We start from the raw sequence: 26,639 nt of genomic DNA on the forward strand, positions 1-26,639 counted from the left end.
TTTTTTTTTGGTCTAGTTTATGGGGTGCATTATAACGTTTGGAATGAAATACTTAGGTAAGGGTGGAGAAGTAAAAGTTAAGTGCCCAAATGGGTATGCACATAACCTTCATGCTGATGATATTTTAGTTTCTGCAACTAAGGCGTTTAAGGAATTGGGAGAAGATGGAATGTGTCTGTATAAAATGGAAGATGCCAATTATCAATCAGTGTTTGTGAGAAAGAATGACGCTATACTTACGTTCTATCCTGACTTAACACCAAAATGTAATGATAAAAGTACTAATTGTAGCTGTAGCAAGCCTTGATTAGCTGAAAAAAAGTAAACATTTTATGCGTATTATGTTAATTTAGTTATATTGTGGGCAATTTGTAAAGCTGCATGAGACTTATAGTAAAAAAATGTTTGTCTGTTTTATTTCTGTTGCTGCTTGTAGCGCCTCTTGTATATGGACAGCAATCTTGCTTAATTGATATCGAGAACGATTTTCAAGATTTGAAAACATCATTAAAAAATCCAATATTTTTAGATCCTGCGTCAAATTCAAATTATGATGATAGGGAAGGCAAAAAAGTGTTGATGGTGGTGGTGCATCATACCGAATCACCAACATTAAAAAGCACAAAATGCGCATTAAATTCTTCAGGTATATCAGTACAGCTCATTGTTGATAGGGATGGTAGCATTACTCTGATGGTTCCACTCGAAAAACGAGCGTGGCATGCTGGTATAAGTTATGCGAAAGTTCAAGTAGATAATGTGATTGAAGAGCTACGAAAACTGAATGATTATTCTATAGGTATAGAGATTGTAAACACAGGGCTTGAGCCTTTTCCAGAAGAGCAAATGAAATCTGTTAAAGATCTGATTTTGTACCTCATAAAGCGCTTTAAGATTAGAAAAGATATGATATTTAGTCACGCTGAAATAGGTACTATAGTATATAACTCAGCCATTGAAGGCTACGCAATGCGTAAACCTGACCCACATAAGTTGTTTGATTGGGAGTTATTGGAGAGAAATGGCATTGGACTGCATATAGGTGATAGAATCAGTTCTCAAGACGCAAGACAAAAAGTAGAAGAGGTTTTATATAAGGTAGGCGATAAGAGTGAAAGTATTTTGAAATTAAAAAAAAGGTTGAACAATTTTTTTTATAAAATACTGCCTTGGAATGATAAAGAAGGTAACGCTGACAATAATGCTGATTACTCAAATGAGTTTGATGAGAATTTTGCGTGGGTTATTAATCAGTTTTCAATGCATCATTTGCCGAAAGAGATTAGAAAAGACTTGCCTCTAAAATTAGAACAGGAAGATATTTTGCCTGAATTTTTAAGCGAATATGGCAATTGTATTTTCAACAGATTCACATCTTTTAATAATAAAATTGAATCAAGTTTACAACCACCATTTTTGAATGAAGAGGATTACAAGCTTTTATTATCTTCTCTTACAGAATATGAAAATAATATTTCTTCTAGTGCATTTGCTACGCTCATGTACAAGATTAAGCTATATTACGACTCTTATCTAAGGTATAATATAAGATCCTCGCTTTATATTCCATTTAAGCTTAATTCATTTGAGAAGCTAGATGTTTTAAAGAATAAAATATTGTCTTTTAAGTCTATAAGCCCTGAAAAGGCTATAGAAGTCTCGAATTTAATTAATGGGTTTAGGTCGAAAATTTTACCTGATTTCCAAAACTTTGAGAAGCAGTGGTTCCAAGAATTTAAGGACACTTGGAAACAAAAGTTTATACCGAATATGGAAAAGCAAATGTCTTGGACTGCGCTGCATGAAACTGTGTTGGAATATTTAGAAGAGGCAAAGAAAGAAGTCTAATGAGTATTAAGATGGCCAGATGAATGGGCAGAGAAAAATAAAGGACTGGTTTCACATGCATCTGGAAGGATACAAAAATTTCTAAATGAGATTAATATAGTATTGGGATGACAGAGTTTAAAAAATAAGTTACTTTTTTTATTTTTGGTAAAAAGTAGTCTATGGGTATTAAAATTGCACCTTCTATACTTTCAGCAGACTTTGCAAAATTAGGAGAGGAAGTAAAAAGAATTAGCGACTTGAATGTAGATTATATACACATAGACGTTATGGATGGAAATTTTGTTCCAAATATTACAATAGGTCCGAATGTTATCTCTGCAATACGTAAATATAGCAATCTTCCTTTTGATGTACACTTAATGGTTAAATCTCCTGGTGACCATATTGAAAGCTTTATAAATGCTGGTGCTGATATTATCACTATACATGCAGAAGCAGAGATACATCTTGAGAGGCTAGTAAAAAGGATAAAATCATATAAAAACATAAATGATACAAAAAAAACAATACAAGTTGGAGTTTCAATTGTCCCTTCAACTTCTCCAAGCGTGCTTGAGTATATAATACATGAGCTAGATATTGTGCTAATTATGACAGTTAATCCTGGATTTGGAGGACAGGAGTTTATTCATTTGCAGCTGCACAAGATATCTATTATAAAGAAAATGATACAGGACCGTAACCTTAAAACGCAAGTTTCAGTAGATGGTGGAGTTAACTTTTCTAACGCAGCTGATATAATAAAAGCAGGTGCAAATATATTAGTTGCTGGATCAGCAATATTTAAAGCTGAAGACATGAAAAAGGCTATAAACGATCTTAAAAATCTTGCGTTATAACCCTACAGATAACACAAACCATTTTTGTTATCTTGTCAGTTTTAAAAATTCCTATTATCCCAGTGCTTCGACACTGAGATAATAGAAAGTAAGTTCAACCTCAATAGAAACCTGATGATGAGTCATTATTACCAAATTTTGGTCTGTTTCTATTACTAAAACCAGAACGAGGACGAGTAGGTCTATTACTATGATAATTATCTCCAGGTTTTTTATTAAACGAGTTGTTATAATAATTATCCCTATTATTTAAACCATCTCTCCTTTCTTCATTGTAAAGCTTACCTTCAAAAAATTCACCTGTTTCTTGATCAACACGACGTCTTGATAATTTTGGACATCCACCTTTTTCAAAGTCAATTATCAAAGCTTTGAAGGTATCACCCTGTTTAAGTATATCCTCAATGGACTCTACATGTTGATTAGCTACCTCGCTTATATGCATTTTTCCTTTTCTTCCATTAAGAAGTTCTAACTCTACAATAGACTTCTCTATCTTTACAACTTTAGCATCAATTATAGAACCTTGTTCTAGTTCTGTTATTGAATCAATCATCATATCCTTTGCAGCTTCAGCTTCAGTACTACTAATGGCAAAAACAGAAACTTTACCGTCATCCCCTATTTCAATTTTTGCATTACTTCTTTCACATACACTGCGTATATTTTTTCCTTTAGCACCAATAGCTGCAGAAATTTTATCTTTATCTATATAAAACGATAACACTCTTGGTACATGATCTTTTATATCCTTACGATGTTCTGAAATTACTGCATTCATTTTTTCTAAGATATGTAATCTTCCGACTTTTGCTTGTTCTAAAGATTTTTCAACAATTTCAAAGCTTATACCAGGAATTTTCATATCCATCTGCAGTGCTGTAATCCCTTCGCTAGTTCCTGCTACTTTGAAATCCATATCACCAAGATAGTCTTCATCGCCCAGTATATCAGAAAGTATTATATGCTCATTTTTGTCTTTGATGAGACCCATAGCAATTCCTGCAACGGGAGCCTTTATTGGCACACCTGTATCCATTAATGCAATTGAAGTTCCACAAACTGTTGCCATAGAAGAAGAACCATCAGATTCCATAATCTCAGATACTACCCTTATTGTATAAGGAAATTCAGATTTATCAGGTAAAACAGGATGAATTGCTTTCCAAGCAAGTTTACCATGACCAATTTCTCTCCTTCCTGGTGCGCGTATAGCAGAAGCCTCTCCAACAGCAAATGGAGGAAAATTATAATGCAACATAAAATGTTCACGTCTATCCCCTTCAATGTCATCCACAATTTGCTCATCTTGTGTAGTACCAAGAGCAGTAACAACTAATGCCTGAGTGGCACCCCTTGTAAATAGCGCAGAACCGTGAGTCTTTGGTAGAATGTCAGCCTCGATTTCTATCTGGCGTATTTCATCGTACTTACGGCTGTCTATCCTCACACTTTTCTTTCTAATCATTTCACGCACTAAAGATCTTTCAAAGCTTTTTACTGCATAAGTAATTAACTTTTCGTCTTTTCCAGCCTCTTTAAGAGTATTCAATATATTATTCCTGACCACTTCTAGAGCTTGAACCCGCTCTTGTTTTACTGTTTTTGAATATGCTTCTTCAAAGTCTTTGCGATATTTCTCAAGTTCTTGAGTTATATCTGATATATCAACAGGAGCAAAGCTTTCAGGTTTATTGCCTACTGTATCAGCAAATTCTTTTATAAGCTTAATAACAGGTTGAAGATGTTCATGGCCGAATTTTATTGCACTCAAAACATTTTCTTCAGAGAGCTCTTTGACTTCCGATTCGACCATTAAGATCGAATTTTCATCACCAGACAAAAACAGATCCAAGTTGCTTGCTTTCATCTCTTGAACGGAAGGATTGAGTATATAATTGTTATTTTCATCACAACCGACCATAACTCCAGCTATAGTAAAGTGGAAAGGAACACCAGAAATTGCAAGAGCTGCGACGGTACCTATCAATGCTGGTACTTCAGGAGAATTGACCGTATCGTAAGTTAATAGATTACATACTACACTAATTTCATCATGAAAACCTTCAGGAAATAACGGTCTTATACTTCTATCTATTACTCTTGAAATTAAAGTTTCTCTATCAGATGGTTTTCCTTCTCTTTTGAAAAAACCACCAGGAATCTTACCCATGGCATAACTTTTTGCAATAAACTGCACATTTAAAGGGAGAAAATCAACACTTTCTTCCTTCTTTTTTCGTACAACAGTGACTAAGATAGAAGTATCTCCATAATTTACAACTACTGAACCATCAGCTTGACGTGCTATTTTCCCAGTTTCTAAAGATAAGGTACGCCCCTCCCAATCTATAGATTTTTTTATAATTTCAAACATACAAAATTCCTCGATTATTTTCTAATGCCTAACTTCTCTATTAACTCTTGATAGGCTTCATTACCAAATTTACGTTTTATATAATTTAAGTGCTTGCGCCTTCTACCTATCAATACAAGTAAACCGCGCTTAGAATTATGGTCATGCTTATGCGTTTTAAAATGCTCAGTTAAATTACTGATTCTCTCGGTTAAAATTGCACACTGTACAAAAGATGAACCTGTATCATCTTCTTTAATTGCATATGTACTAATCAAACTTTTTTTCTTTTTGGATGTTATTGACATCTAAACCTCATTTCAAAATATTAAAAACACGAACAGGCTTTACATAACCATGAGTAAAACTGCAAATTGCAATGGGCACATCACCCACTATCGTACAAAAAATATCATAATTCTTTAAACCACGCAAGTTATTTAATATAATTTCTTGACCTTTTCTGATTTTCTCCGCCTCCTCTAAGGAAATTTCAACTTTGAACATCGATTTTAAAGCAGATTCAATGGGGATGATGAAACTTTTTGTATTACCTCCATCATCTTCTGCCATCCCACCTCCCTCTGTCATCCCAGTGTCAAGCACTGGGATCAAGCTTATTGCATCACGAACATTGTTTTTGACATATGCTCCTAGAATCTTTTGTCCATTACATGATTTGTAAGTATTTGTATCCAGTGTCAAGCACTGGGGAGAGTAGGTTGTTGTGTTTCTTTCAGCGAGCTGTTCAATTGTCACTGATTCGTTTTCTCTAAAGTCACCTACCATCGTTCTTCTTAATTTTGTAATATGTCCAAAGCAATTTAATTCAATTCCAAGATCTCTTGCAATTGATCTCACATATACACCGCTACCACAGATCATAGAAAAATCGGCACTATTATTTATGGTGTCCAAAAATATCATCTTCAGTTCATGTATTTTGACTTGTCGAGGTTTTATATTTACCTTTTGCCCACTTCTTGCTAATTTATATGCTCTTGCTCCCTTGATTTTCACTGCTGAAAATTGAGGAGGAGTTTGTGTTATCTCACCAATAAAATCCTTAATCACACAATTTATTTGGTTATATTCAGGTTTTATAGTGCTAGTTCTAATGATATCACCACCCAAATCATCCGTAGTTGTTTGCTTTCCCCATTTGATTGTGAAATTGTATGCCTTTAAGTTACAAGATAAATACGGTATAGTTTTTGTTGCTTCACCAAGAGCGATCGGTAATATACCTGAAGCCAAAGGATCAAGTGTTCCCAAATGTCCGGCTTTTTTTATTCCAAAAATCCTTTTAATTTGAGTTACAGCTTGTGCAGAACTCATTCCTATTGGTTTATCAAAATTGAGCCAACCATTTATCATATATCAATCTTATATAATTAGTAACAATTTAGAAAGTAGGTAAAATATTAATTTGTTAATAAAATGTTTGACTCGCGTGCATTGTTAATATAAAATTAACTTTATTATTAATCTTAGCTAAGTAATTATGACTACAAGTATATGGAAATTAAAAAACATAGTGCCTATAACAAAAATGGGTGTTGAAGCTACATTTGCAATTGCATCTTTAACAACAGCAATAACAATAATACGGGATTTTAAAGGAACTCCTCCACCTTTAGTTTTTTTAGGTCCTAGTGGCCCTGAGTTTGCAATTTTTATTATTTGTCTCTTTGCTGCAATTGCAGTTCTATTTATTGCAGCTATATATTTTGCTGCAGCAGCTTGTGCTTCATATCAGCAAATGCATAAGAATGAAGAAATAAGTGAACTTAAAGCAGGCGTTGGAGAAGTTAAAGAAAAAATTGAAGATTTAGCTACTAAAACTGAATTGAATGCCAAAGCTGACAAGTCTGAAGTTCATACGAAATTCGATGAAAAACTGGATTCAAGTAAATTTAATGAAACATTTATTGGTTCATTAGAGGATTCTAAAGTTGTTGAAGCAATTAAACAGAAAGGATTTCAAAAAAGCTAAATGGTAAAGAGGTAGAGACTTCTACCTCTTTCTTTTTCCTTTCATCTGAACATATAAAAGTTACAATAGCCTATCCCACATCTCAACTACATCCTTACTAAACTCTATTATCTCTGCTTTTTTGAACTGATAACATTCATTGATGGATTGAATTCCTAAATCTCCTACAAAAGGAGTGGCATCATTACCTAAAATTTTACCACTACGGCAGATTATCAACCTGTCGATTAAATTGTGCTTTAATAATTCTGTAATCAACACTCCTCCACCTTCAACTAATAACCTTGTTATACCAATTTCTGAAACAAGTTTTGATGCCATGTCTTTTAGGCAGACTTTTCGATCTGATGTCATTCCAGTGCTTGACCAGTTTTCACTACGCAATTGCTTGAAGTTTTCTGGTCTGGGCACTGGGATGACAGGAGGTGTATTAACTATCAAATAATTAATGTCTTTTATTTTTCTCTTTACTCCCTTATTTGTGATTACCCAAGTTATTACTTTGTCTGCAGTCTTTACAATATTATGCTCTTATAATTAGTAACAATTTAGAAAGTAGATAAAACATCAAATTATTAATAAAATACTTGATTAGTTTACATTCTTAATATATAATCAACTTTTTATTAACCTTAATTAAGGAGGAAGTAATTATGACTACTATATGGAAATTGAAAAATATAGCACCCATAACGAAAATGAGTATTGAAAGTACAGTTGCAACTGCATCTTTAGCAGCAGCAATAACAACAATATTAATTGCTACTAAAGTAATTGCTGGCCCTGCGTCTTTAGCACTTATTGCTAGCCCTGCTGGAATTGCAGTTCTGTTTATTGCCGCTGTATATTTTGTCGCAGCAGCTTATGCTTCATATCAGCAAATGAATGCAATAGAAAATGTTAAGGGTGAAAAAGGCGATAAGGGTGAGAAAGGTGACCAAGGTGAAAAAGGCGATAAGGGTGACCAAGGTGAAAAAGGCGATAAGGGTGACCAAGGTGAAAAAGGCGATAAGGGTGACCAAGGTGAAAAAGGCGATAAGGGTGACCAAGGACCTCAAGGCGAGAAAGGTGAAGCATTCGATCTTGTATCTGAACTACAAAAACCTGAAATTATGAAAATATTTGAAGATAAGTTTCAAGAAAAAACAGCGTAATAGCTTATATAGGAGGTAGATTTTCTACCTCTTTTTTTCTCCTTTCATCTGGATGTGTAAAAGTTACAATAGCCTATCCCACAACTCAACTATATCTTCATCAAAGTCTATGAGCTCTACTTTCTTGAACTGATGACAGTGCTTGATGAATTGAATTCCTAAATTCCCTATAAAAGGAGTTGCATCGTTACCTAAAATTTTACCACTGCGGCAGATTATCAATCTGTCGATTAAATTGTGCTTTAATAATTCTGTAATCAACACTCCTCCACCTTCAACTAATAATCTTGTTATGCTAATTTCTGAAACAAGTTTTGATGCCATGTCTTTTAGGCAGACTTTGCCGATAATATCAGGTTCTGATGTCATTCCAGTGCTTGACCAGTTTTCACTACGCAATTGCTTGAAGTTTTCTGGATCCCAGTGTCTGGGCACTGGGATGACAGGAGGTTTGTGATTTGAATTGACTATCAAATAATTAATGTTTTTTATTTTTTTCTCTATTTCTCTGTTTGTAATCACCCAAGTTGTTATTTTGTCTGCAGTTTTTGCAATATTATGCTCTTCCTGCAATTTTTCCTGGCTATCTATAATTAGCCTTATTGGTGATCTATTTTCGAGCCCTGGTAATCTGCAAGTTAAGAGTGGATCGTCACTAACAAGGGTATTGCTGCCAATCATAATTGCGTCATATTTTGCTCTGAGCTCATGTATCCAATTTCTCGTATCCTCACTTGTTATCCATTTGCTATCACCTGTAAACGTTGCGATTTTTCCATCGAGAGTTGTTGCGATTTTGCAAGCTATGAATGGTCTATGGAGTTTCTTGGTGGTAAAAAAGCCAACATTCAGCTTCTCTGCTTCTTTCTGCATAATACCTTGCTTCACTTCAATTCCTGCTTCTTTCAGAGCTTTAATTCCTCCGCCTGAAACTCTACTATCTGGATCAATTGCTGCAATCACTACCTTTCTTATTCCTGATTTTATGATTTCTGCAGTGCAAGGTTCTGTAACTCCAAAGTGGCAGCATGGTTCAAGAGTGACGTACATAGTTGCATCATGAGTTAAATCTTTAGCATTTTGCAAAGCAACTACTTCTGCATGTGGGCGCCCACCGATTCCTGTGTAGCCTTCACCAATTAACATACCGTCTTTTACAATGACACACCCAACAGCAGGGTTTGGTGCAACACTTCCAAGACTTTTTTCTGCAAGTTTTAATGCGATCGACATGAAATAATCATCGGTCATTAGAAAGAAGTCATTTCGTATGAGGTATCAAAAATTCTTCTGTGCTCGTGTATGGCAAATCTATCTGTCATACCTGAGATATAATCACATATTATTACTGAACGCTGAGATTCACAAGCAAGCTTGTTCCACTCTGTGGGTAATAACCTTGGGTTTTCATAAAAACATTGAAAAAGCTCCTGTACTATACGTTTTGCTTTGTTCATTGTTCTGGCCAGTTTATAACTTCTGTATATTTTTTCCATGTTGAATTTTTTCATCTCTTTTGTGGCATTTGCAACTTCTGGTGAAAATGTGACTAGCATATTATTCAAGCTCCTTACATCTTCTACACTTTTTATTTTGTGATCTTCAATATTTCTTTCGGTCTGAAAAACGACATCATTTATCATAATCCCTATAATTTTACTCAGTGATTCATGTATGAGTTTACTTTGGGCCAATTCTGAATATTCGCTTTTTACTTCTTTGAACATTTTGCCAATTAAAGGAACATCGAGCAAATCTTCGATGGTTACTAAATTTGCCCTGAGTGCATCATCAAGATCGTGAACACTGTAAGCAATATCATCGGCAATTGAAGCAACTTGTGCTTCAATGCTTGAAAATTCCTCAAGTTTTAGATCATATTTTTCATTATATTTTAATAACAGCTGATTATTTGTAGAAGACTCCGCGTTTTGACCAAGCAAGGGACCGTTATGCTTTGCAACACCTTCAATCACTTCCCAACTTAGATTCATGCCATTAAAGTCAGCATGTTTTTGTTCAAGATAAGTTAAAATCCTTATAGCTTGAACATTATGATCAAACTTATACTTCTCCTTATCAACTTGAACTAGAGCATCCTCACCTGTGTGACCAAATGGAGGATGACCAAGGTCATGTGCAAGCGCTATGCATTCAGTGATGTCCTCATCTAATCTGAGCCTGCGTGCGATGGATCTTGCAATTTGTGCAACTTCAAGGCTATGAGTTAGCCGAGTGCGATAGTAGTCATGCTCATAATTGATAAAAACTTGTGTTTTGTATCCTAGTTTCCTAAACGCATTAGAGTGAATAATTCGGTCCCTATCACGCTGAAAGCAGCTGCGATTTTCATCTTCTGGCTCTTTAAAATTTCTTCCTTTTGTTTTATTTGGAAAGCACGCGTAACTTAATAGAAAATTATTGTTTGACATGTAAAATTTCTACTATAATAGGTTATCAATAATGAACGGTGGTTGTTATGTCAACAGATTACAATATTAGCTTAACTGACAATGCATTAAGGAAAATCCACTCCCTTGTAGAACAGAAAGGAGATGAGAGTTCTGTTTTGCGGGTTGCAGTTTCAGGTGGTGGATGCTCTGGCTTCAAGTATAATTTTCTTATGGATCAAATAAATAAGAAGATGTCTTTGGGTGACGATTTTGACGATGACGAAGATAGCGAGGATTATAGAAGCCACTCCAGTTTTAGTGAAAAAGGTAAAGATATAGTAATTAATGATGAGAATGGAAACCCTGTGTTAATGGTTGATAATTGTTCAGCAAAATTTTTAAATAATTCAACTATAGATTATACTGAAGATCTCAGTGGTTCTGGTTTTCAAATCAAGAATGCTCTCGCTAAGTCTCGATGTGGGTGTGGTAACAGTTTCTCGCTCTAATTCTCCCTCCTGGATCTTTTTATAATATGGGTAGTTGTGTAACACTAGAGCTAGCTTCTGTAAGTAAGAGCTTCAAAAAAAGTCCTGCTATTATAGAAGATATCAATCTGAGTCTTACAAGGGGGCAAGTAGTTGCATTGATTGGTAGTTCGGGATCAGGAAAAACAACTATACTACAAATTGCAGGCCTATTGGATAAGCCAACTTTAGGTGTAGTGACAGTAGATGGAGTAAATTGCACGCAAGCCAGCAATAAATATAAAACTCATGTAAGAAGAAATTTTCTTAGCTTTGTTTATCAATTTCACTATTTATTACAAGAGTTATCAGTGTTGGAAAACGTTATGCTTCCCCAGCTTATTGCAAGAAGAAGCAAAGCTGAAGCAAAAAAAAAATCGCAAGCAATATTAGAAAAATTTGGTCTGGAAAGTAAAGCAAGTAGTATGGTATCTGAAATTTCTGGTGGAGAAAGGCAGAGGGTTGCAATTGCAAGAAGCATTGTAAACTCTCCAAAGCTTTTACTTGCAGATGAGCCAACGGGAAATTTAGACCCAACAAATTCTTTGAATGTGTTTTTGCTATTACATTCATATGTAAAGGAAAATAATAGCTCTATGCTTATAGTAACACACAACTATATCCTTGCAGAAAAAGCAGATCACATTTTTCAGTTAAAAAACCGATCATTAGTAAAGTTGTGAATGGAAGAAGCAATACAAAGCTACCTATAACTTGTACTTATTTAACCAATGATCATTAACGGAGTATAATTCGCATGAAATGCCTTCATTGCTTTTTATACACGGACTCTTTAACTTACGCTGTTTACTTAGAAAGCATCCTGACAGCATAAATATCGCTAAAACGAGAAATAATAATTGCCTAAACATAACAAGACTTTTTTTATTTGTATTAATACATTCATTTCTCTCATTTGTAAAGTTAGGCATATTCTTTTACCCTTATCTCTTTTTTAGCTTTCTGAGGAGAAGTAGCTGCACTGTTTAAACGTAGTTTTATATAATTATCTATAATTTGAGCTACTTCCTCTTCTTTATCCCTTAGAAAGTGGTTAGTATCGTCTACTATATGGTATTTCATATGGTTGTTTTTTACCGAATTTATTAACCTTTGTGCTAATTCTGTTACATCGCTTTCTTCTGAAATTGTATCATTATTACTTTGTATTATAAGTCCAGGAACTGGGCAAGGAGAGAGAAAAGAGAAATCGTACTTAGTTGCTGGAAGAGAAAGGGCAACAAAACTTACTATCTCTGGACGGCGCATTGTCAACTGCATAGCTACCCATGCTCCAAAAGAAAAACCGACTATCCAAATTGGAACGTTGTTAGAGTTATGCTCCTGAAGCCAATCAATAGCTACTGCAGCATCAGTTAATTCTCCTATACCCTTATCAAAAGTTCCGGTAGATTTTCCGACGCCACGAAAATTAATTGTCAATGCAGAAAAGTTATTATCGATAAAAGATTCATATATACTATGTATAATCTTACTATCCATACTACCACCATATTGGGGATGGTGATGTAAAATTAGCACAACCGGTGCATTGGCATCTTTGCTTTGATGGTATCTACCTTCTATCTTTTTTGTTGAATTATTTAAAAAGACTTCTACCATGATGACTCCTAATAAAAACCTGTTTTGACAGGGATTGATAATGTAAATTGTTTATTAATTATGTATTAATTTCGCTGTTTTTGCAATAAATTTTTATCGTGTTAAAGTTAACATACATAATTGGTTGATGGTAAGTGAAAAATAAGCCTGTGAGTTTATTCTCTCTGGAAGATAGTAGTTGTGTGTATGCCGATTATAATGCAACTGCTCCAGTGAGTAAAAATGTAAAAAAAAGTATACTTGAGATTTTGTCAAAACAAACACTAAATCCATCATCGCTGCATAAAAGAGGACAAGAAGCGAGGAAGATTCTTAAAGAGGTAAGAGATAACGTACGTGATGCTCTTGACGTTCCAAATGATAAAGAAATAGTTTTTACGTCTGGTGCAACTGAAGCAAACAACCTCGTCATGAGAGGAATGAAAGGCTATCTGCATGTAATTTCAGCTACAGAGCATCCTTCAATTCTTAATTCTGCATATAATCCACATATAATACCCGTTAATCAAGAGGGTATTGTTGACTTTTTAGAGCTAGAAAAAATTCTAAGCGAACTTGAAGGGAATAAAGTAATAATTTCAGTGATGATGGCTAATAACGAAACTGGAGTTATCCAGCCTGTTAAGGAAATAGCTAAAATGGCACATAAATTCGGGGCAATCTGTCACACTGACGCTGCTCAAAGTGTTGGGAAAATCGAATTAAATATGAAAGATTTAGAAGTGGATTTACTTACTTTATCTGCTCACAAATTTGGTGGTATAGCAGGTAGTGGAGTTTTAATATTTGACAAAAAGCTTGTAATAGAACCTACTATAATAGGTGGTGGGCAAGAAAAAGGATTGCGTGGTGGTACAGAAAATATTGTTGCAATAGTAGGTCTTTCTGCTGCATTGCAAAACATTCCAAACCTTCTATCAAAAATGGATGAAGTAGAGAAGCTGCGTGATCAATTGGAGTGTGAGTTATTAAGTCTTGTCAGTGATATCAAGATCTTTGGCAAAAATTCTAAAAGATTGCCAAATACAAGTTTCATTTATATGCCGAGAGTGAAGAATGATCTGCAGCTCATGCACTTTGACTTAAATAATATTGCAGTCAGCAATGGTTCTGCATGTTCTTCTGGAAAAGTTGGGCCTTCTCATGTTTTGCTTGCAATGGGAGCAACAAAAGAGCAAGCAGAATGTTCAATTAGAATCAGTATAGGTCCGGAGGTTAAACCGCAAGACATAGAAAAAATAGTAGATTGTTGGCATAGTATCTATAAGAAGAATGCCTTAGTAAATGCAAAAACCACTTTCACTATTTCTCTTTAATCATGATAAATGGAATGGTGAAAATAGTTTCTATTGGCAAGAATTGTTATAATAGTTATATGCTACTGAAACCCGACTTGCTTATAGTTATGGAAGAAATTCTCTAATTGCACACCACACCATTCAATTGCAATTGTAGTATGTCATTTTATACTTGATAAAAACGCTGTATTGTATTATAATGTACCATCAAGAGATAATAAGGAGTTACATATGTCTTATATGAAAAACGAACAGGATATTCGCTCTCAGGGCGTTTATTATAGTGCTGGACTCAGGAGTTACCTAACTAAAGTATACAACTATATGGCTTTAGCTTTAGGTGTTACAGGGCTTGTTGCGTTTTTAACAGTGTTTTCTGGTCTTTTCCAGGTGATTTATTCCAATCCTGTTCTATCGCTTGTGGTAATGCTGTCTCCAGTTGCATTGGTGTTTTATATGTCTTTTAGGCTTCAACACCTAAGTGCTCAGTCAACACTTACTGTATTTTTTCTATTCTCAGTTTTAATGGGAATTTCTTTATCTCATATTTTTATAATTTATACTGCAGAAAATATAGCGAGAGCATTTTTCATTACATCGATCATGTTTGGTTCTATGGCTTTGTATGGTAATACTACAAAAAAAGATCTGACCAGTATGGGTTCTTTTTTGATTATGGGAATCTGGGGATTAATCATTGCATCTATAGTTAATCTGTTCCTTGGGAGTAGTCCACTCTATTTTGCAATATCATTTGTGTCAGTAATAGTGTTTACTTTAATGACCGCATACGATGCTCAGAGAATCAAAGATGTTTATTATAGGTATAATGATGGCTCAGAGGTTGCAACTACTAAGCTGGCAGTACTTGGTGCAACTAATCTTTACTTTGACTTCATCAATATATTCCTCAATTTACTCAGGTTACTTAATTTATTCAACAATAAGGATTAGATGATTTCCTTTTTAAGGGGAAACAATGAAAATTCTATAGTTTTTTTCCTAGTATCTTTAGTGGTATTGATGCTGTGTCTTGCATATGCTTCGGTACCATTGTATAGCATCTTTTGCAAAGTTACTGGATATGGTGGCACAACGAGAAAAGCAACTAATACGACAATAAATGCAACTGACCAAAAAATCAGGGTTCACCTTAATGCTGATATAATATCAGGTCTGCCTTGGGAATTTAAATCAGAAACTAACTACATCGATACAAATATAGGGCAACAAAGTTTAGTATTTTATTATGCAAAAAATTTATCTGATCAGCCTTCTTTTGGAATGGCAGTGTATAATGTCACACCTTTTAAAGCAGGTAAATATTTCAATAAAGTTGCATGCTTTTGTTTTGAAGAGCAAATGCTGCTACCAAAACAAAAAGCGGCTATGCCCGTATCCTTTTACGTAGACCCTGAAATAATGCGTGACAATAGTACAAAAGATTTAAGTGAAATAACACTATCATATACGTTTTTTAAGCTTAAATAACAAACCTTTTCCTATTGTAATCCGAACAAGGTTGTACGATACATCTATTGAATTGAGCAGGAGCTCTTATTTGCTTTTTGCACACTGACTACTTGTGTTTCAGTGTTCGTTGTTGCTAATTCCCATCCTTCATTATTTGCTTCACAAGCATTCCAACATTGAGCCAACTCCTTATTATTTTTTACAGAATCTGGTATTTCTATGTTGGGATTTTTTTCTAATGTATGCTTAATTAGAATCTCACAGCAATTTTTGCGTTCAATTGACTTATCCTTACAATATAATTCAGCAACACACTCTAAAGCAGTGTTTCCATTGTAGTTTTCATCTGGGCTATCATTCACTCCCGCTTTTATGAGAGCCTTTAATATGTCCGGAGAATGGGTCAAAACACAGGTATGTAAATATCCTTTTTCGTTTTGCACATTAGCTCCTGCTTTTATTAAAACTTGCGCTAGATTTGTTAAAGTGTACGGTTTATAGTTAATGGCGATGGAAAAAAGACTATCTATTGGAAAGCCATCATAATCTTTCAAGTCAAATCTGTGATTAATATCAAATCCTTTTTTTCCCAAGAAGTATATAAATATTTACAATAGTCTCCTTTTTTATCTGATTTTTGCATTTTACATTTTAACCTTTCTTTTATTTTTATTATTGGTATCTAAATCGTCATCTTCATCCACTTCACACAACACATTGAATAAAACACCATAAAGCCAAGTTTCTCTGTTTGTCATAATTTGTGCCTCAAAACTATTAACAATACGCTTATGTAGTGTATAAACTCTAAATAACATTTTGCAAAATATTAATTGCTAGATAACATAATTAAAGTTTTTGTCTTACATTTATCATGGTTAGAGCTATACAAATTAAAAAAACTGGGGGGCCAGAAGTATTAGAATTTGTAGATAAGAGCATAGGTGAGCCAAAAGGCGAGGAAGTCTTAATAAGTCATACAACTATCGGCTTAAATCGTTATGATTTAGAACACAGAAAAGGTACACGCAAAATTAAAGATCTGCCATCAGTGCTTGGAGTGGAAGCAGTTGGGGTTATTGAAAAACTTGGTAAAAAAATCAGTGATGGATTCAAAGTTGGAGACAGAGTTGGATATTGCACAGCTCCTCCAGGGGCATATTGTGAAAAGCGCATTGTACACCAGAAATATTTGATAAAAATTCCGAATGATATACCTGATGAAGTTGCTGCTGCAGTATTGTTTAAAGGTATGACAGCTCACTATTTAGTTAATCAATCTTATAAAATCAGGCCTGGTGCTTTTGTACTAGTTCATGGAGCTAATGGTGGTTTGGGGCAAATAATATGCCAATGGGCAAAGGATAAAAAAGGTATAGTGATAGGTTCTATAAGCTCTGACGAAAAAATGAAGATAGCTTTACAAAATGGCTGCACATACGCAATAAACTACAATGATAAAGATTTCGTTTCTAAAATCATGGAGATTACGAAAAATAGAGGAGTAGGTGCGGTGTATGACCCTATAGGTTACGCTACAAGCAAGCTCTCTTTTGAATCTTTAGGTAAGTTTGGCATATATGTTTCCTATGGGCAGATATCAGGTAATGCTCCTATTAATTTCTCTTTACTTAGTTCGCGTTCGTTATTTGCAGCTGGAACTTCGATATATCACTACAAGCACAATAGACTTACGTTAGTGCTTACTGCAATGGAAATTTTTGAAATGATAAGAAAAAAACTTTTAATTGTACGAATTAATAAAAAATATAAATTTGATGAAATAATAGAGGCTCATCGTGACATGGAAAATAGAAAAATAAGTGGGCTAAATATCATCAAATTTTCTTAAAATAAATTAGTAACCTAAAATAATTATTCATTAAGTCATATCAACAAGAATTTCATATGGTTAATTCTCTTTTTGGGAAAGTTAAAAGCATACAGCTATAGCTAAACTGACTGAGATTTTTACCGGACTAGTTTGAGAAACTTGTCATTCTGCTACTCGTTAGTGGCGTGGTAATGCGATGTTTTATCTATAGATATTATGTTCACAGTAGTTTCAAAAGAAGCTGAGTAAATAAGTTATATTTCAAATTAGATTTGGTGTCACATCTAACATTATAAGTATTATCACTTTAATAGTATATGGAGCTGTTATTTTTCTTTTAAATGAATGCTTTTTTCTGTTTTACAATAGTTTTAGAGTTGAGGTTATAGTACTTAGAAAGTTTATGTTACCCTATGAATTGTCTCTGTTGTTCTGATATATCCAGTAATCATAAGTTCTCCTTTAATGGCATTTTGTTCTCATATTTTATATACCATTACACTCTAGGACCATACATATAGGCTAAAGTGTGCTGAAAGTCAATTAAAATTCCTTAATAAGTTAACTATATAAATTAAAAATGCTAGTATTATATTATTAATTTTAAATGGGAGTAAATATTATGGGCTATACAAGAATACAACTAAAACAGGCAATGCAAGCAAAAAGTAACCTAGAAAAGAAAATTGGATCAAAACTAGAACTAGCAGCAGGCACAATAGTGATACTAACAATAGCACTAGGAATGGGCGCTGTTACTGGGGCTCTTGCAGGTTTAGCTCTAAGTTATGTTAACTTGCCACCTCTCATTGCAGGTGGAATCATTGGTTCTGCAATGTTATTAGTAGGCTTAATCAAGGCTTGTTTTTTCTCAAAAACTACAAATCTCAACGATATACCAGAAGGCATGTCCAAAGAACATGAACAAATTTTGAGAGAATATAGCAACAGCGCTGAATATAAAATTAAAAATTATGCACATACTATCAGTAGTATTGGTGTTTTTTTTGGAGTTGGAGCAGGACTAGTTGCTCTTGGTTTTATATCACCAGCAGCTATAGGTGCTTTAACTTTTGTAGTGAGTGTGATTGCTTGTATTCCTTTAAGTTTCTTAATTGATAAAGCAATTGAGTGCTTTTTTCCAGAAGGAAATAGACAGCCAGGTAGTTCCGTTGATGGGGAGATATACAAAGGAAATAAACAGCCAGGTAGCTCAGTTGATAGTGATGTGAAAATTGTTGATGGGGGTGTGTGCAGGAGAGTATTTTAAGAGACGATAGATAGAAGTTTTTGAAGAGGATTTAGCCCATTTTTTTGTGTTAAGTATAATTGAATTATCAGCTCAATTCCTAATCCTGCATAGCTAGTTGATTTTCCCATCCAAGAATCATTTTATTAGCTTGCCTCAATGTTTCAATAGAAGGCAAATCTTCTGTGCTGAGTGGTAGGCGGACAGTTTTGTGTTCTATGAGCCCAATGTTATGCAAAAGTGCTTTAGTAGGTATTGGATTGCTGGCAGTAAATAGAGCTTTGCAAGCTTGTTGCCAACTGTCTGCTTGAGGGTTCTTGCCGCTCATGCATTGCTTAACATATTCATGTACTACACTTGGCCAAACATTGGCAGCAACAGAAACCAGACCAGCCGCACCCTTAGCAGCCATATCAAATATCATATTATCGTCCCCACAAAACACCTCAATATTTGGTGCAACTTTCTTATACTGAGTTAAAGTATCAACGGTGCCACTTGAATCTTTGATAGCCCAAAATTTTTCGTGGCTGGATAAGTTGCGTACAGTTTCAGCGTGAAGACTCACTCCTGCTCTTGATGGAATATTGTAAAGCATGGCTGGCATATGTGCTTTTTTAAGCAGCTTTTCAAACCATAAAGTTTGCCCCATGATTCCAGGCTTTGCATAAATGGGAGTTGTCATTAGATAGCCATGAATAGGCATACCCTTGCAAAAATCAAGCCATTCAAGAGTCTGATATAGATTCACTCCTGGTACACCGATTATAATTTTCGTATTTAATTTTAGCTCACATACAAATTCAACTAATGTGCGCTTTTCAGAATCAGTAAGTGATAAGCTTTCACCTGTGCTACCTAGCAACACTACACCATTTTCAGCTTCAGCTTGCATTGTTAGTAAACGCTGCAAGCTTTGGTAATCTATACTATCTCCACTGCAATTAAAAGGAGTAACACAAGCAGTCCATAAAAATGTAGATTTCAATTGAAGTTATTAAAATGGTATTTCATCATCGATTAGTTCGTCTTTTATATCGTTGTCAAAACTTCCGTGTTTATCTTTTTGTTCTGTTTCATTTTGTTTGTATTCACTTGGCTTGTAATCAGAGTTTGACATACTGTTTCGTGAATCTAAAAGGGTAAGGGCACTATTAAAGTTATATAGCACCACCTCTGTCGTATACCTTTCGCTACCATTTTGGTCAGTCCATTTTCTAGTTCTCAGAGAACCTTCAACATAAACTTTACTACCTTTGCGCGCAAAATCCTTAACAATTTTTACTAATCCTTCACTAAAAATTACAATATTATGCCATTCTGTCTTTTCAGAGCGCGTACCAGAAAATTTGTCAATCCAACTTTCAGATGTGGCTATCGAAAAACTTGCCATCTCTTTTCCATTTTGTGTAGTCCTAATTTCAGGATCTTTTCCTAGATTACCAACTAATATGACTTTATTTATAGTACCACTAGACATAATTATGCTTTAAAACAAACATCTTTATTATCTTATGTGAGAGTATTATTGTCAAATTTAATTAAAAACGCGCTTGGAGGGATTCGAACCCACGACCTTTGCCTCCGGAGGGCAACGCTCTATCCAACTGAGCTACAAGCGCAGATGTATTAGATTATTTAATAGATAAACTATCTAAATCAAATTTTTGTTCTGGATAAAGCGTAAACATAATACCTCCATGTCCAAAATGTACATTTTTAGAATTGCTTATCCGTTCTTTTGTTATCTTTTGGTTTACAGCCCATGAAAAAGTTACATAATTTTCAGTTACTGAGTGCACTTTTAAATCCTTAGTATTTATAAACAACTTTCCATTTACCCATATTTTCCATGTATCGGGGGAAAAGTATAAAATTGAATCTAAACTGACTACTTTACAATTGAAATTTTCTTCCTCTGTAACTCCTGAAGACTGTAAGTTAAACTTTTCCATCTCACTAACTATTCTATTAACCTGCTCTTCATCAAAAAAAATGCTTTTTATGCTACCATATTGCGATAAAGTACTCTCTGCTGCCTCTTTTATTATATCGTCTCGATCTATATAATAATTGTTGATAAAAAAACACTCCTTCGCACGCAAATTTGCTATATCAATGAAGTCATTTATTTCTTGATTTCCAACTTTTAAAATACTTTTTAAGTACTTCTTTTCTATAATCATTCCATCATTAGAATGATGACAGACCATTTCATCATTGCCTTGTCTTTCTATATATACACATAAATTTTCACTATTTAACCCTAATATTTTATGCTCAATAAAATCTTCATTACTAATATGCTGTTGGCAAGAATATTTTTTACAAATCCCTATATTTTCTACAAGATCTTCGCAATTGCAATATGCACTAAAATTAAAAAATAGCAGCGTAAAAATAAAAAACAACTTTATATTCATCTACTTAATATGGTATACCAATCAAAAACTATACTAGCTCTCACTATCTCTATCATATTACCACTTAAAATCTGGTTTATAACTTTAGCATCTATATTTCTCTGCTTATTCAAGGTAAGAGATCTGATCATAACATAACCAGGAAGATTTGGAATAGACTGTAGAAATAAAAAAATATGCTTATCGCTAATTGAGCTTAAACTTAGAACCACTTCACTTCTTATTACTTTTGTATGTTCACTTTTATTGTGGAGTTCAGCTTCTTCAGGTATAGAAATTGATATTTCAGGTTCTAACATGTAGTGTTTTTTATATAGCTTGTTAAGCTCAAAATTTAAATTTGTAATGTATCTGCTACTATGTAAGTTTGAAGAAGAAATTCTTTTCCATAAATCTAGGTTTTTATTTAGAACGACTTCTTTCTTTTGAATTTCAATGATCTGTAAATTAATAGAGCGTATTTCCTCAGCTGCAGTTTGATTTTTATTATAAACCTTTTTGTTATAGATAATAAAACACGTTGATAACCCTATTAATACAATAGATAACAATAAGTAATATATGCACTGAATTGTAGCTTTTCTTTTTAGTTGAGAGATAGTCATCAATCTACATTGCCTCTCCTATTTCAACATCAATAGATAGATTTTTCTCTTTAGTAGTAGGTAAGCTAGAAATACTAATATCATGAGTACGGAAATTATCGTTTAAATTTTTCTGTAGTTTCTCGTATTGATAAGAAATGTCTTTACCAGATTGAAAATTAAACCTTAAAGTTGTGGTAATATAACTTTTTGCCTCATTATAATTCCACTCAAATAATTGAAGCTCTACATCTGGTACTTTTAGCTTTTCTACATACTTAACTTGTGTGAGAGGAGAGTACTCTATTTTTGATAAAATATTATTGATATTAATAAAATCGTAAACTTCATCTATCTTTTTTACATTATAGCTTTGGCTAAGTTTTATTAGTTTGTTATTTAAAGCACTCCGCTTTGCAGATAAATTATCAGCAATATTAAAATTCGAATACAAATTCCGCAAACAAAAGGTGTTAATTACAATTAAAGTCAAAAGGAGGTATAGAAAAATCCGAGGAGAGTTTAAATAAAGGTAATTGAATAGATAAAATTCTTTAGTTTCTTTTGTATTAAAAACATCTGTTGGCTTATTCTTAAAGCTATGGAACAAAATTGTAGTATCACAAAAGCTATCTTTTTCGCATATAGCTAATTCTGCTACCAATAGTTTACCTAGCTCATATGGAGTCAATATGTTCACACTATTCTCTGAAAAATTTATAACTGATAAACTAGATTTAATAGCTTCTGATACTATGATGCAAAGGTCGATAGGGTCATTTTTTTCAAATCCAAACTTAGTTAAAGATTGAATTGTATTTTTCACTTCCTGATATATTTCACCAGCAATGATTCCTGGTAAATTATCATTAGTAAATGGTATTAAACGTGTAAATATCATTTTGTTCTCTTTAAGAACCACTTGTCTATAGCCACCTGTTTTAGTTGCAGCAACTATAATTTTCCAGTTACTAGGATCTTTGTGTAGAATCTTTTTTGCTATACTGACTAGTTCTATAGGAAACATTAATATTCCTTTAAAGTTAGAGCCTATTTCAACAAACACGTCCAACCAATATTCTATTAAATGATTTGCTTTTGATGAAACAAATAGATACCACCAGTTTTGATTAAATTTATTCGGCTTTTCGACCAAGAGAATAGAATTTATATCGTTATTATGAGCAAAATGCTCTACTTTTGTTTTTGCTGATAGATAAGCACTAATCCTATTTACTCTTGGGATAGACTGTAGCAAATAGTTCTGATCAGTGTGATTGAGAACCAGATATAAGGGTGCTTTTTTATCTGATGAGAGACATGAAATTAAGTCAGAAACAACTTTATTATTTTTGTCCTTAGCAAAATATCTTTTATTTAAAGTATCATTTTTAAAATATAGTAACATTGTGCCTTCTTTTCCTATAGAAAGCATAAACTTACTTTTGGGTTTTGACCCAAACATATTAACAAAGTGTATACTCATCTAGAATTAAAAAGGTAATTTATTGAAATTCATTAAACATGAGATGACAATATTACTTATATTATAAGTTTTTGATAAAATTAGTAGTAATATTAACCCTTTTGTATGATGAAGGTTTTTTATATTTGTGCTAGACACAACTTAACCTGACAAACGAGGATTAATTATATCTCAGCTTGATATTTTATTCTCCAACAGACTGAAAATTGAATTGAGCTAAAGACTTGATTTGACGCACGTTGTTGCACATTACCATTTAGTATACTTGAACTGAACATTTTCAGTGAATCCATCTGGCATGACTGAAACTTTTGTATTCATATTTATTTTTAAGTAATTTACTAGCTCATCAACTAATATATCAGGAGCAGAAGCACCTGCAGTAATTCCTATTTTTTCTGCGCCCTGCAACCAATTTTTGTTCATACATTTATAATTATCAATCAAATAGGCTCTTTTTCCTGTGGAAATGCACAGGTCTAATAAACGGTTTGAATTTGAACTGTTTTTGCTTCCTACAATTAACACTACGTCTGTAATTTTAGCCAATTTTTTAACAGCGTTCTGCCTATTTTGTGTTGCATAGCATATATCTTTTAAGTCGGGGCCTGTAATGCTTGGAAATCTGAGCTTCAGTGTAGCAATAATTTCTTTGGTATCGTCAATACTTAACGTGGTTTGTGTTACATAAGATAAATTATCTGGATCTTTGATTTGTAAATTGTATACGTCTTGCATAGTTTGCACTAGAGATATAGGATTACTTACTCTTCCTATAATTCCTTTAACTTCTGGATGATTTTCATGTCCAATTAGAATTAATTCTTTACCACTATCCTCATACTTTTTTGCCTCTTTATGTACTTTGCTAACTAATGGACATGTTGCATCAATCACTTGAACACCCTTTCTTTTTGCCTCATCCTCTATACTTTTCGACACTCCATGTGCGCTAAAGATCAATATTCCTCTATTGTCTTTAATGTCTTCTATGCTGCTTACAAAAACCACTCCTTGTTTCTTGAAGTCCTCTACTATATACTTATTATGAACGATTTCGTGTAGTACATAAACTTGGCGTTCATTTTTGTATTTCTCTAAAGTGATTGCTAATATGTCTACAGCTCTTTTAACCCCTGCACAGAAACCGCGTGGTTCAGCTAAGATAATCTCCATTTTTTAAGTAAGTATGTAAACATTGCTAAAAAGTAAGCTCCGCTCACTATGTTTCATATCATGACTGCTTTACTATAATTTCAAATTTATCACTACCAAGACTCTTGTTAATATACCAGGAACCGTCATCTTTAATTGTAAATTCAGGACTCTTGAGGTCTCTTTTTATTGTCTTTCCACCTTGGCCATCCATAGCAATATGGATATCGAATGTAACGATGTCTATATTTACCATGGCTTTTTTCCCACTGTGTGAATTTAGACTAAACTTGCCCAACATGACATCATTAATACTCACTTCTCCTGCATAAGTATCACACTGACCATCTACACAACACTCACTTTCAATATAAAAAAGATCTGACATATTTATATCTATAAAAAAAAGAACTAAACTTACATACTAAATATAGCTTACCGTTAATAAGCAATTACAGATTACTTTGGCTACAACAATAATGCAACTGGAAGTATAACATAATTAATTGTATAAGAAACTACACTTTAGAGAAATGGTTGTTTGGTTTTTTTATTAATTTTTTTCACCATACTGTCAATCATGTGTTTTATTCCTTGATATACAGAGTGTGTACTTTCGTCACTACGCATATAAGCAGAGCAGGAAAATATATTATGCTTTTCGTCTTCTATTGATAGCTTTGTATCGCATGTTATATGTTCGCCGCCGAGCTTCTCTATCAACTGGTCTTTGTCGTCTCCTATAGTTACCTTAATCTTACTTTCTTCTTTACCTATCTTGCTATTTAAAATTAAAACAATAATGGCTGGAGATATACATATAGTTCCTATTGGCTTTTTTGCAACAAAGAACTCTGAGACTAATCTTTCAAACTCAGGCATTACTGTTTTATTTTCAGCTAAGTCAGATAAATTTTTCGCAACTCCATATCCACCAGGTACGACTAGCATGTCAAAATTTTCAGCTTTAGCTTCTCTTAAATCATTTATCTCACCTCTTGCAATTCTTGCTGCTTCTACAAGTACATTCCTTTTTTCTTTTACTGCTTCTTTTGTTTTGTGGTTCATAACTTGTGTAATATCAATGTCAGGAGCAAAACATGTGACTTCAACTTCCTGCTGATCAAACACAAGCAGAGTTAAGACTGCTTCTCTCACCTCTGTGCCGTCGAGGTGGCCGCATCCTGATAAAACCACAGCGGCTCTTAATTTTTTCTCACCCATAAAATACCTTGATTTCATATAATCTAGGTATTGTAATACAAATTCCATATTTGGAAAGGAGTAATTATTTTATGTCAATTATAATATAATTAATAATTAGCATATATAATTAGGCATATTTATAATTTATAGGAATTGAATATGGTACAAGGTGGTACAACAAATCCAACCAATTCGGACGAGTTCATTAAAAGTATAGTAAAATATATTAGTGGAAAAAAAGATTTGTTACAAGGCTTGGAGGATCTATTAAAACTAAATAACTTTGAAAACAAAAGTGAAATTTCTAATACACCACCTATCGATGATATGTCTAAATTTCTGATGGAAAATAAAAATGTTTTTGGGGATGTAATAGTTCTTATATTGGAGAATTTTGAGAAGAACAAAGTTGAATTAGAAAAATTTTCGGAGCAAGTAAATAAAGTAGAAGGCATGGAGAAAGAGCTTGAAACTTTAGGCAATCAACTGTTAGCTCAAGGATTGATAAGTGGAGCAGCAGTGACAACACTAACAGGTGCACTAGCAGGTTTATTAACAGTAGGAGGAGTGACCGGTGCATTAATAATTGGAGGAGCAGCATTCGTAGGGTTTGTAGCACTAGTTGCTATAGCTGCTATTGGTTATCTTATATACCAGAATAGAGGTGAGATAAAAGAAGGTGCAATTAAATTCGGAAAAGCAGTGAAAAGTTTTGTGAAAGATGTGATCGATGAATTGACTTGGGAAAAGATTAACTTCTCTAGATTAGAGAAAGATTTCATTAATAATATGATATACGCTCAAGACGCTGAAAAATCAAAAGAGGCCCAGAATAAAATAAGGATCATAAAAATGCTTAAAAATGAAGAGCAACGATCTGCTATACGAGAGTTAGTAAAGGATGGAGACATTAAAGAATTTTTAGAAAAGGATATGGAAAGACTTCTACAAAAGGGCCTCAGTACTCATGAAAGTGATGAAAAATCACTTAAGGAACTTATGGAGAAATTTCAACCTGCAATTATGGCAATTGGTAATAATAAAATAGACGAGGTGGAAAAAAAGGTTAATGAGAAAGTTCAGAAAATAGAACCAAGCCCTAAATTAGAGAGTTCAAGTGCTGAACGAGTTAGTGAAGAAGGGAAAGAAATGTGAATTGATACATTTGAAGAGCATTTTGATGTGAAAATTA

General features: G+C 33.6%; 28 protein-coding genes, 1 tRNA gene and 2 pseudogenes. 13 read left to right on the forward strand and 18 right to left on the reverse strand.

The window, feature by feature from the left end:
• Window positions 1-28 precede the first annotated feature (28 nt).
• From LB100_RS01800 to rpe, 3 genes and pseudogenes are all read left to right on the forward strand, one after another.
• A pseudogene (locus tag LB100_RS01800) lies at window positions 29-307 on the forward strand (EndoU domain-containing protein); the annotation flags it as partial.
• A gap of 74 nt (window positions 308-381) precedes the next feature.
• Window positions 382-1,848: an N-acetylmuramoyl-L-alanine amidase gene (locus LB100_RS01805; RefSeq protein WP_456201191.1), complete on the forward strand. Its 1,467-nt coding sequence runs from the start codon at window positions 382-384 to the stop codon at window positions 1,846-1,848.
• 161 nt (window positions 1,849-2,009) lie between these two features.
• A complete protein-coding gene (rpe, locus tag LB100_RS01810; protein WP_456201192.1) occupies window positions 2,010-2,690 on the forward strand; it encodes a ribulose-phosphate 3-epimerase in 681 nt (226 codons plus the stop codon).
• A 100-nt stretch (window positions 2,691-2,790) separates the two neighbouring features.
• On the opposite strand, the gene pnp is transcribed toward rpe, so the two are convergent.
• Genes pnp through truB form a run of 3 tightly spaced genes read right to left on the reverse strand, consistent with a single transcriptional unit; the run spans window position 2,791 to window position 6,423 of the window.
• The gene (gene pnp / locus LB100_RS01815; RefSeq protein ID WP_264719782.1) at window positions 2,791-5,067 is read right to left on the reverse strand and encodes a polyribonucleotide nucleotidyltransferase; all 2,277 of its coding nucleotides are present in this window, start codon (window positions 5,065-5,067) and stop codon (window positions 2,791-2,793) included.
• 14 nt (window positions 5,068-5,081) lie between these two features.
• Window positions 5,082-5,354, reverse strand: coding sequence for a 30S ribosomal protein S15 (gene rpsO, locus LB100_RS01820; RefSeq protein ID WP_143689333.1), 273 nt, complete (start codon window positions 5,352-5,354; stop codon window positions 5,082-5,084).
• A gap of 7 nt (window positions 5,355-5,361) precedes the next feature.
• Window positions 5,362-6,423, reverse strand: coding sequence for a tRNA pseudouridine(55) synthase TruB (gene truB / locus LB100_RS01825; protein WP_456201194.1), 1,062 nt, complete (start codon window positions 6,421-6,423; stop codon window positions 5,362-5,364).
• A gap of 127 nt (window positions 6,424-6,550) precedes the next feature.
• On the opposite strand from truB, the gene LB100_RS01830 reads away from it, so the two are divergent.
• The gene (locus LB100_RS01830) at window positions 6,551-7,042 is read left to right on the forward strand and encodes a hypothetical protein (RefSeq protein WP_456201196.1); all 492 of its coding nucleotides are present in this window, start codon (window positions 6,551-6,553) and stop codon (window positions 7,040-7,042) included.
• A gap of 60 nt (window positions 7,043-7,102) precedes the next feature.
• Here the strand turns inward: LB100_RS01830 and LB100_RS01835 are convergent.
• Window positions 7,103-7,573, reverse strand: a pseudogene (locus LB100_RS01835) (RibD family protein); the annotation flags it as partial.
• Window positions 7,574-7,695: 122 nt separating this feature from the next.
• Between LB100_RS01835 and LB100_RS01840 the strand changes: the two are divergent.
• A complete protein-coding gene (locus tag LB100_RS01840) occupies window positions 7,696-8,196 on the forward strand; it encodes a hypothetical protein (RefSeq protein WP_456201198.1) in 501 nt (166 codons plus the stop codon).
• Window positions 8,197-8,259: 63 nt separating this feature from the next.
• Here the strand turns inward: LB100_RS01840 and ribD are convergent, their stop codons facing one another.
• Both ribD and LB100_RS01850 read right to left on the reverse strand, forming a co-directional pair.
• Window positions 8,260-9,447: a bifunctional diaminohydroxyphosphoribosylaminopyrimidine deaminase/5-amino-6-(5-phosphoribosylamino)uracil reductase RibD gene (ribD, locus tag LB100_RS01845; protein WP_456201200.1), complete on the reverse strand. Its 1,188-nt coding sequence runs from the start codon at window positions 9,445-9,447 to the stop codon at window positions 8,260-8,262.
• On the reverse strand, window positions 9,447-10,628 hold the full coding sequence (locus LB100_RS01850) for a deoxyguanosinetriphosphate triphosphohydrolase (RefSeq protein ID WP_456201202.1): 1,182 nt from the start codon (window positions 10,626-10,628) through the stop codon (window positions 9,447-9,449). The genes ribD and LB100_RS01850 overlap by 1 nt, the downstream gene beginning before the upstream one ends.
• Before the next feature lie 47 nt (window positions 10,629-10,675).
• Here LB100_RS01850 and LB100_RS01855 point away from each other — a divergent pair, with 47 nt between their 5' ends.
• Window positions 10,676-11,098, forward strand: coding sequence for a HesB/IscA family protein (locus LB100_RS01855; RefSeq protein ID WP_456201204.1), 423 nt, complete (start codon window positions 10,676-10,678; stop codon window positions 11,096-11,098).
• A gap of 26 nt (window positions 11,099-11,124) precedes the next feature.
• Complete coding sequence (locus LB100_RS01860; protein WP_264719775.1) at window positions 11,125-11,799, forward strand: ABC transporter ATP-binding protein; 675 nt, start codon at window positions 11,125-11,127, stop codon at window positions 11,797-11,799.
• A gap of 24 nt (window positions 11,800-11,823) precedes the next feature.
• Here the strand turns inward: LB100_RS01860 and LB100_RS01865 are convergent, their stop codons facing one another.
• Window positions 11,824-12,048, reverse strand: a complete 225-nt coding sequence (locus tag LB100_RS01865; RefSeq protein ID WP_143689339.1) for a type IV secretion system protein VirB7 — start codon at window positions 12,046-12,048, stop codon at window positions 11,824-11,826.
• The gene (locus LB100_RS01870; RefSeq protein ID WP_456201206.1) at window positions 12,041-12,739 is read right to left on the reverse strand and encodes an alpha/beta hydrolase; all 699 of its coding nucleotides are present in this window, start codon (window positions 12,737-12,739) and stop codon (window positions 12,041-12,043) included. The genes LB100_RS01865 and LB100_RS01870 overlap by 8 nt, the downstream gene beginning before the upstream one ends.
• Window positions 12,740-12,873: 134 nt before the next feature.
• On the opposite strand from LB100_RS01870, the gene LB100_RS01875 reads away from it, so the two are divergent.
• From LB100_RS01875 to LB100_RS01885, 3 genes are all read left to right on the forward strand, one after another.
• The gene (locus LB100_RS01875) at window positions 12,874-14,055 is read left to right on the forward strand and encodes a cysteine desulfurase family protein (RefSeq protein ID WP_456201207.1); all 1,182 of its coding nucleotides are present in this window, start codon (window positions 12,874-12,876) and stop codon (window positions 14,053-14,055) included.
• Between the two features lie 213 nt (window positions 14,056-14,268).
• Complete coding sequence (locus LB100_RS01880; RefSeq protein WP_015588059.1) at window positions 14,269-14,991, forward strand: Bax inhibitor-1/YccA family protein; 723 nt, start codon at window positions 14,269-14,271, stop codon at window positions 14,989-14,991.
• Window positions 14,992-15,528, forward strand: coding sequence for a cytochrome c oxidase assembly protein (locus LB100_RS01885; RefSeq protein ID WP_264336428.1), 537 nt, complete (start codon window positions 14,992-14,994; stop codon window positions 15,526-15,528). It begins immediately after the preceding gene.
• Between the two features lie 44 nt (window positions 15,529-15,572).
• Here LB100_RS01885 and LB100_RS01890 read toward each other — a convergent pair whose 3' ends face one another.
• A complete protein-coding gene (locus tag LB100_RS01890; protein WP_010407015.1) occupies window positions 15,573-16,103 on the reverse strand; it encodes an ankyrin repeat domain-containing protein in 531 nt (176 codons plus the stop codon).
• Between the two features lie 281 nt (window positions 16,104-16,384).
• Here LB100_RS01890 and LB100_RS01895 point away from each other — a divergent pair, with 281 nt between their 5' ends.
• Together LB100_RS01895 and LB100_RS01900 are read left to right on the forward strand one after the other, a co-directional pair.
• A complete protein-coding gene (locus LB100_RS01895) occupies window positions 16,385-17,362 on the forward strand; it encodes a quinone oxidoreductase family protein (RefSeq protein WP_456201210.1) in 978 nt (325 codons plus the stop codon).
• Between the two features lie 604 nt (window positions 17,363-17,966).
• The gene (locus LB100_RS01900; protein WP_456201211.1) at window positions 17,967-18,614 is read left to right on the forward strand and encodes a hypothetical protein; all 648 of its coding nucleotides are present in this window, start codon (window positions 17,967-17,969) and stop codon (window positions 18,612-18,614) included.
• Between the two features lie 79 nt (window positions 18,615-18,693).
• Here LB100_RS01900 and dapA read toward each other — a convergent pair whose 3' ends face one another.
• The 9 genes from dapA to elbB form a co-directional block, all read right to left on the reverse strand.
• Entirely contained in the window at window positions 18,694-19,581 is an 888-nt protein-coding gene (dapA, locus tag LB100_RS01905) for a 4-hydroxy-tetrahydrodipicolinate synthase (protein ID WP_456201212.1), read from the reverse strand.
• 9 nt (window positions 19,582-19,590) lie between these two features.
• Window positions 19,591-20,073: a single-stranded DNA-binding protein gene (gene ssb, locus LB100_RS01910; protein WP_456201213.1), complete on the reverse strand. Its 483-nt coding sequence runs from the start codon at window positions 20,071-20,073 to the stop codon at window positions 19,591-19,593.
• A gap of 68 nt (window positions 20,074-20,141) precedes the next feature.
• Window positions 20,142-20,215: transfer RNA gene (locus LB100_RS01915), tRNA-Arg, on the reverse strand.
• Between the two features lie 12 nt (window positions 20,216-20,227).
• Window positions 20,228-21,016 carry a hypothetical protein gene (locus LB100_RS01920; RefSeq protein ID WP_010407002.1) on the reverse strand — a complete coding sequence of 263 codons (789 nt, stop codon included), beginning with the start codon at window positions 21,014-21,016 and terminating at the stop codon, window positions 20,228-20,230.
• Window positions 21,013-21,621 carry a hypothetical protein gene (locus LB100_RS01925; protein ID WP_010406999.1) on the reverse strand — a complete coding sequence of 203 codons (609 nt, stop codon included), beginning with the start codon at window positions 21,619-21,621 and terminating at the stop codon, window positions 21,013-21,015. The genes LB100_RS01920 and LB100_RS01925 overlap by 4 nt, the downstream gene beginning before the upstream one ends.
• A gap of 4 nt (window positions 21,622-21,625) precedes the next feature.
• Complete coding sequence (locus LB100_RS01930) at window positions 21,626-23,086, reverse strand: hypothetical protein (protein WP_456201215.1); 1,461 nt, start codon at window positions 23,084-23,086, stop codon at window positions 21,626-21,628.
• Between the two features lie 249 nt (window positions 23,087-23,335).
• A complete protein-coding gene (gene ispH, locus LB100_RS01935) occupies window positions 23,336-24,262 on the reverse strand; it encodes a 4-hydroxy-3-methylbut-2-enyl diphosphate reductase (RefSeq protein ID WP_456201216.1) in 927 nt (308 codons plus the stop codon).
• A 58-nt stretch (window positions 24,263-24,320) separates the two neighbouring features.
• Window positions 24,321-24,629: a hypothetical protein gene (locus LB100_RS01940; RefSeq protein ID WP_456201218.1), complete on the reverse strand. Its 309-nt coding sequence runs from the start codon at window positions 24,627-24,629 to the stop codon at window positions 24,321-24,323.
• Window positions 24,630-24,766: 137 nt separating this feature from the next.
• Window positions 24,767-25,465 (reverse strand): isoprenoid biosynthesis glyoxalase ElbB, encoded by a 699-nt coding sequence (elbB, locus tag LB100_RS01945; protein WP_264719765.1) that lies wholly within the window; start codon window positions 25,463-25,465, stop codon window positions 24,767-24,769.
• Between the two features lie 141 nt (window positions 25,466-25,606).
• Between elbB and LB100_RS01950 the strand changes: the two genes are divergently transcribed.
• Window positions 25,607-26,602 carry a glycine zipper family protein gene (locus tag LB100_RS01950; RefSeq protein ID WP_456201220.1) on the forward strand — a complete coding sequence of 332 codons (996 nt, stop codon included), beginning with the start codon at window positions 25,607-25,609 and terminating at the stop codon, window positions 26,600-26,602.
• Window positions 26,603-26,639: the final 37 nt, after the last annotated feature.

The organism is Wolbachia endosymbiont of Protocalliphora sialia, assembly GCF_053891855.1.

Coding starts and splice junctions, on each gene's coding strand:
- LB100_RS01805 (WP_456201191.1), top strand. CDS start 382: ATGAGACTTATAGTAAAAAAATGTTTGTCTGTTTTATTTCTGTTGCTG.
- rpe (WP_456201192.1), top strand. CDS start 2,010: ATGGGTATTAAAATTGCACCTTCTATACTTTCAGCAGACTTTGCAAAA.
- pnp (WP_264719782.1), bottom strand. CDS start 5,067: ATGTTTGAAATTATAAAAAAATCTATAGATTGGGAGGGGCGTACCTTA.
- rpsO (WP_143689333.1), bottom strand. CDS start 5,354: ATGTCAATAACATCCAAAAAGAAAAAAAGTTTGATTAGTACATATGCA.
- truB (WP_456201194.1), bottom strand. CDS start 6,423: ATGATAAATGGTTGGCTCAATTTTGATAAACCAATAGGAATGAGTTCT.
- LB100_RS01830 (WP_456201196.1), top strand. CDS start 6,551: ATGACTACAAGTATATGGAAATTAAAAAACATAGTGCCTATAACAAAA.
- LB100_RS01840 (WP_456201198.1), top strand. CDS start 7,696: ATGACTACTATATGGAAATTGAAAAATATAGCACCCATAACGAAAATG.
- ribD (WP_456201200.1), bottom strand. CDS start 9,447: ATGACCGATGATTATTTCATGTCGATCGCATTAAAACTTGCAGAAAAA.
- LB100_RS01850 (WP_456201202.1), bottom strand. CDS start 10,628: ATGTCAAACAATAATTTTCTATTAAGTTACGCGTGCTTTCCAAATAAA.
- LB100_RS01855 (WP_456201204.1), top strand. CDS start 10,676: ATGTCAACAGATTACAATATTAGCTTAACTGACAATGCATTAAGGAAA.
- LB100_RS01860 (WP_264719775.1), top strand. CDS start 11,125: ATGGGTAGTTGTGTAACACTAGAGCTAGCTTCTGTAAGTAAGAGCTTC.
- LB100_RS01865 (WP_143689339.1), bottom strand. CDS start 12,048: ATGCCTAACTTTACAAATGAGAGAAATGAATGTATTAATACAAATAAA.
- LB100_RS01870 (WP_456201206.1), bottom strand. CDS start 12,739: ATGGTAGAAGTCTTTTTAAATAATTCAACAAAAAAGATAGAAGGTAGA.
- LB100_RS01880 (WP_015588059.1), top strand. CDS start 14,269: ATGTCTTATATGAAAAACGAACAGGATATTCGCTCTCAGGGCGTTTAT.
- LB100_RS01885 (WP_264336428.1), top strand. CDS start 14,992: ATGATTTCCTTTTTAAGGGGAAACAATGAAAATTCTATAGTTTTTTTC.
- LB100_RS01895 (WP_456201210.1), top strand. CDS start 16,385: ATGGTTAGAGCTATACAAATTAAAAAAACTGGGGGGCCAGAAGTATTA.
- LB100_RS01900 (WP_456201211.1), top strand. CDS start 17,967: ATGGGCTATACAAGAATACAACTAAAACAGGCAATGCAAGCAAAAAGT.
- ssb (WP_456201213.1), bottom strand. CDS start 20,073: ATGTCTAGTGGTACTATAAATAAAGTCATATTAGTTGGTAATCTAGGA.
- LB100_RS01920 (WP_010407002.1), bottom strand. CDS start 21,016: ATGAATATAAAGTTGTTTTTTATTTTTACGCTGCTATTTTTTAATTTT.
- LB100_RS01925 (WP_010406999.1), bottom strand. CDS start 21,621: ATGACTATCTCTCAACTAAAAAGAAAAGCTACAATTCAGTGCATATAT.
- LB100_RS01930 (WP_456201215.1), bottom strand. CDS start 23,086: ATGAGTATACACTTTGTTAATATGTTTGGGTCAAAACCCAAAAGTAAG.
- ispH (WP_456201216.1), bottom strand. CDS start 24,262: ATGGAGATTATCTTAGCTGAACCACGCGGTTTCTGTGCAGGGGTTAAA.
- LB100_RS01940 (WP_456201218.1), bottom strand. CDS start 24,629: ATGTCAGATCTTTTTTATATTGAAAGTGAGTGTTGTGTAGATGGTCAG.
- elbB (WP_264719765.1), bottom strand. CDS start 25,465: ATGGGTGAGAAAAAATTAAGAGCCGCTGTGGTTTTATCAGGATGCGGC.
- LB100_RS01950 (WP_456201220.1), top strand. CDS start 25,607: ATGGTACAAGGTGGTACAACAAATCCAACCAATTCGGACGAGTTCATT.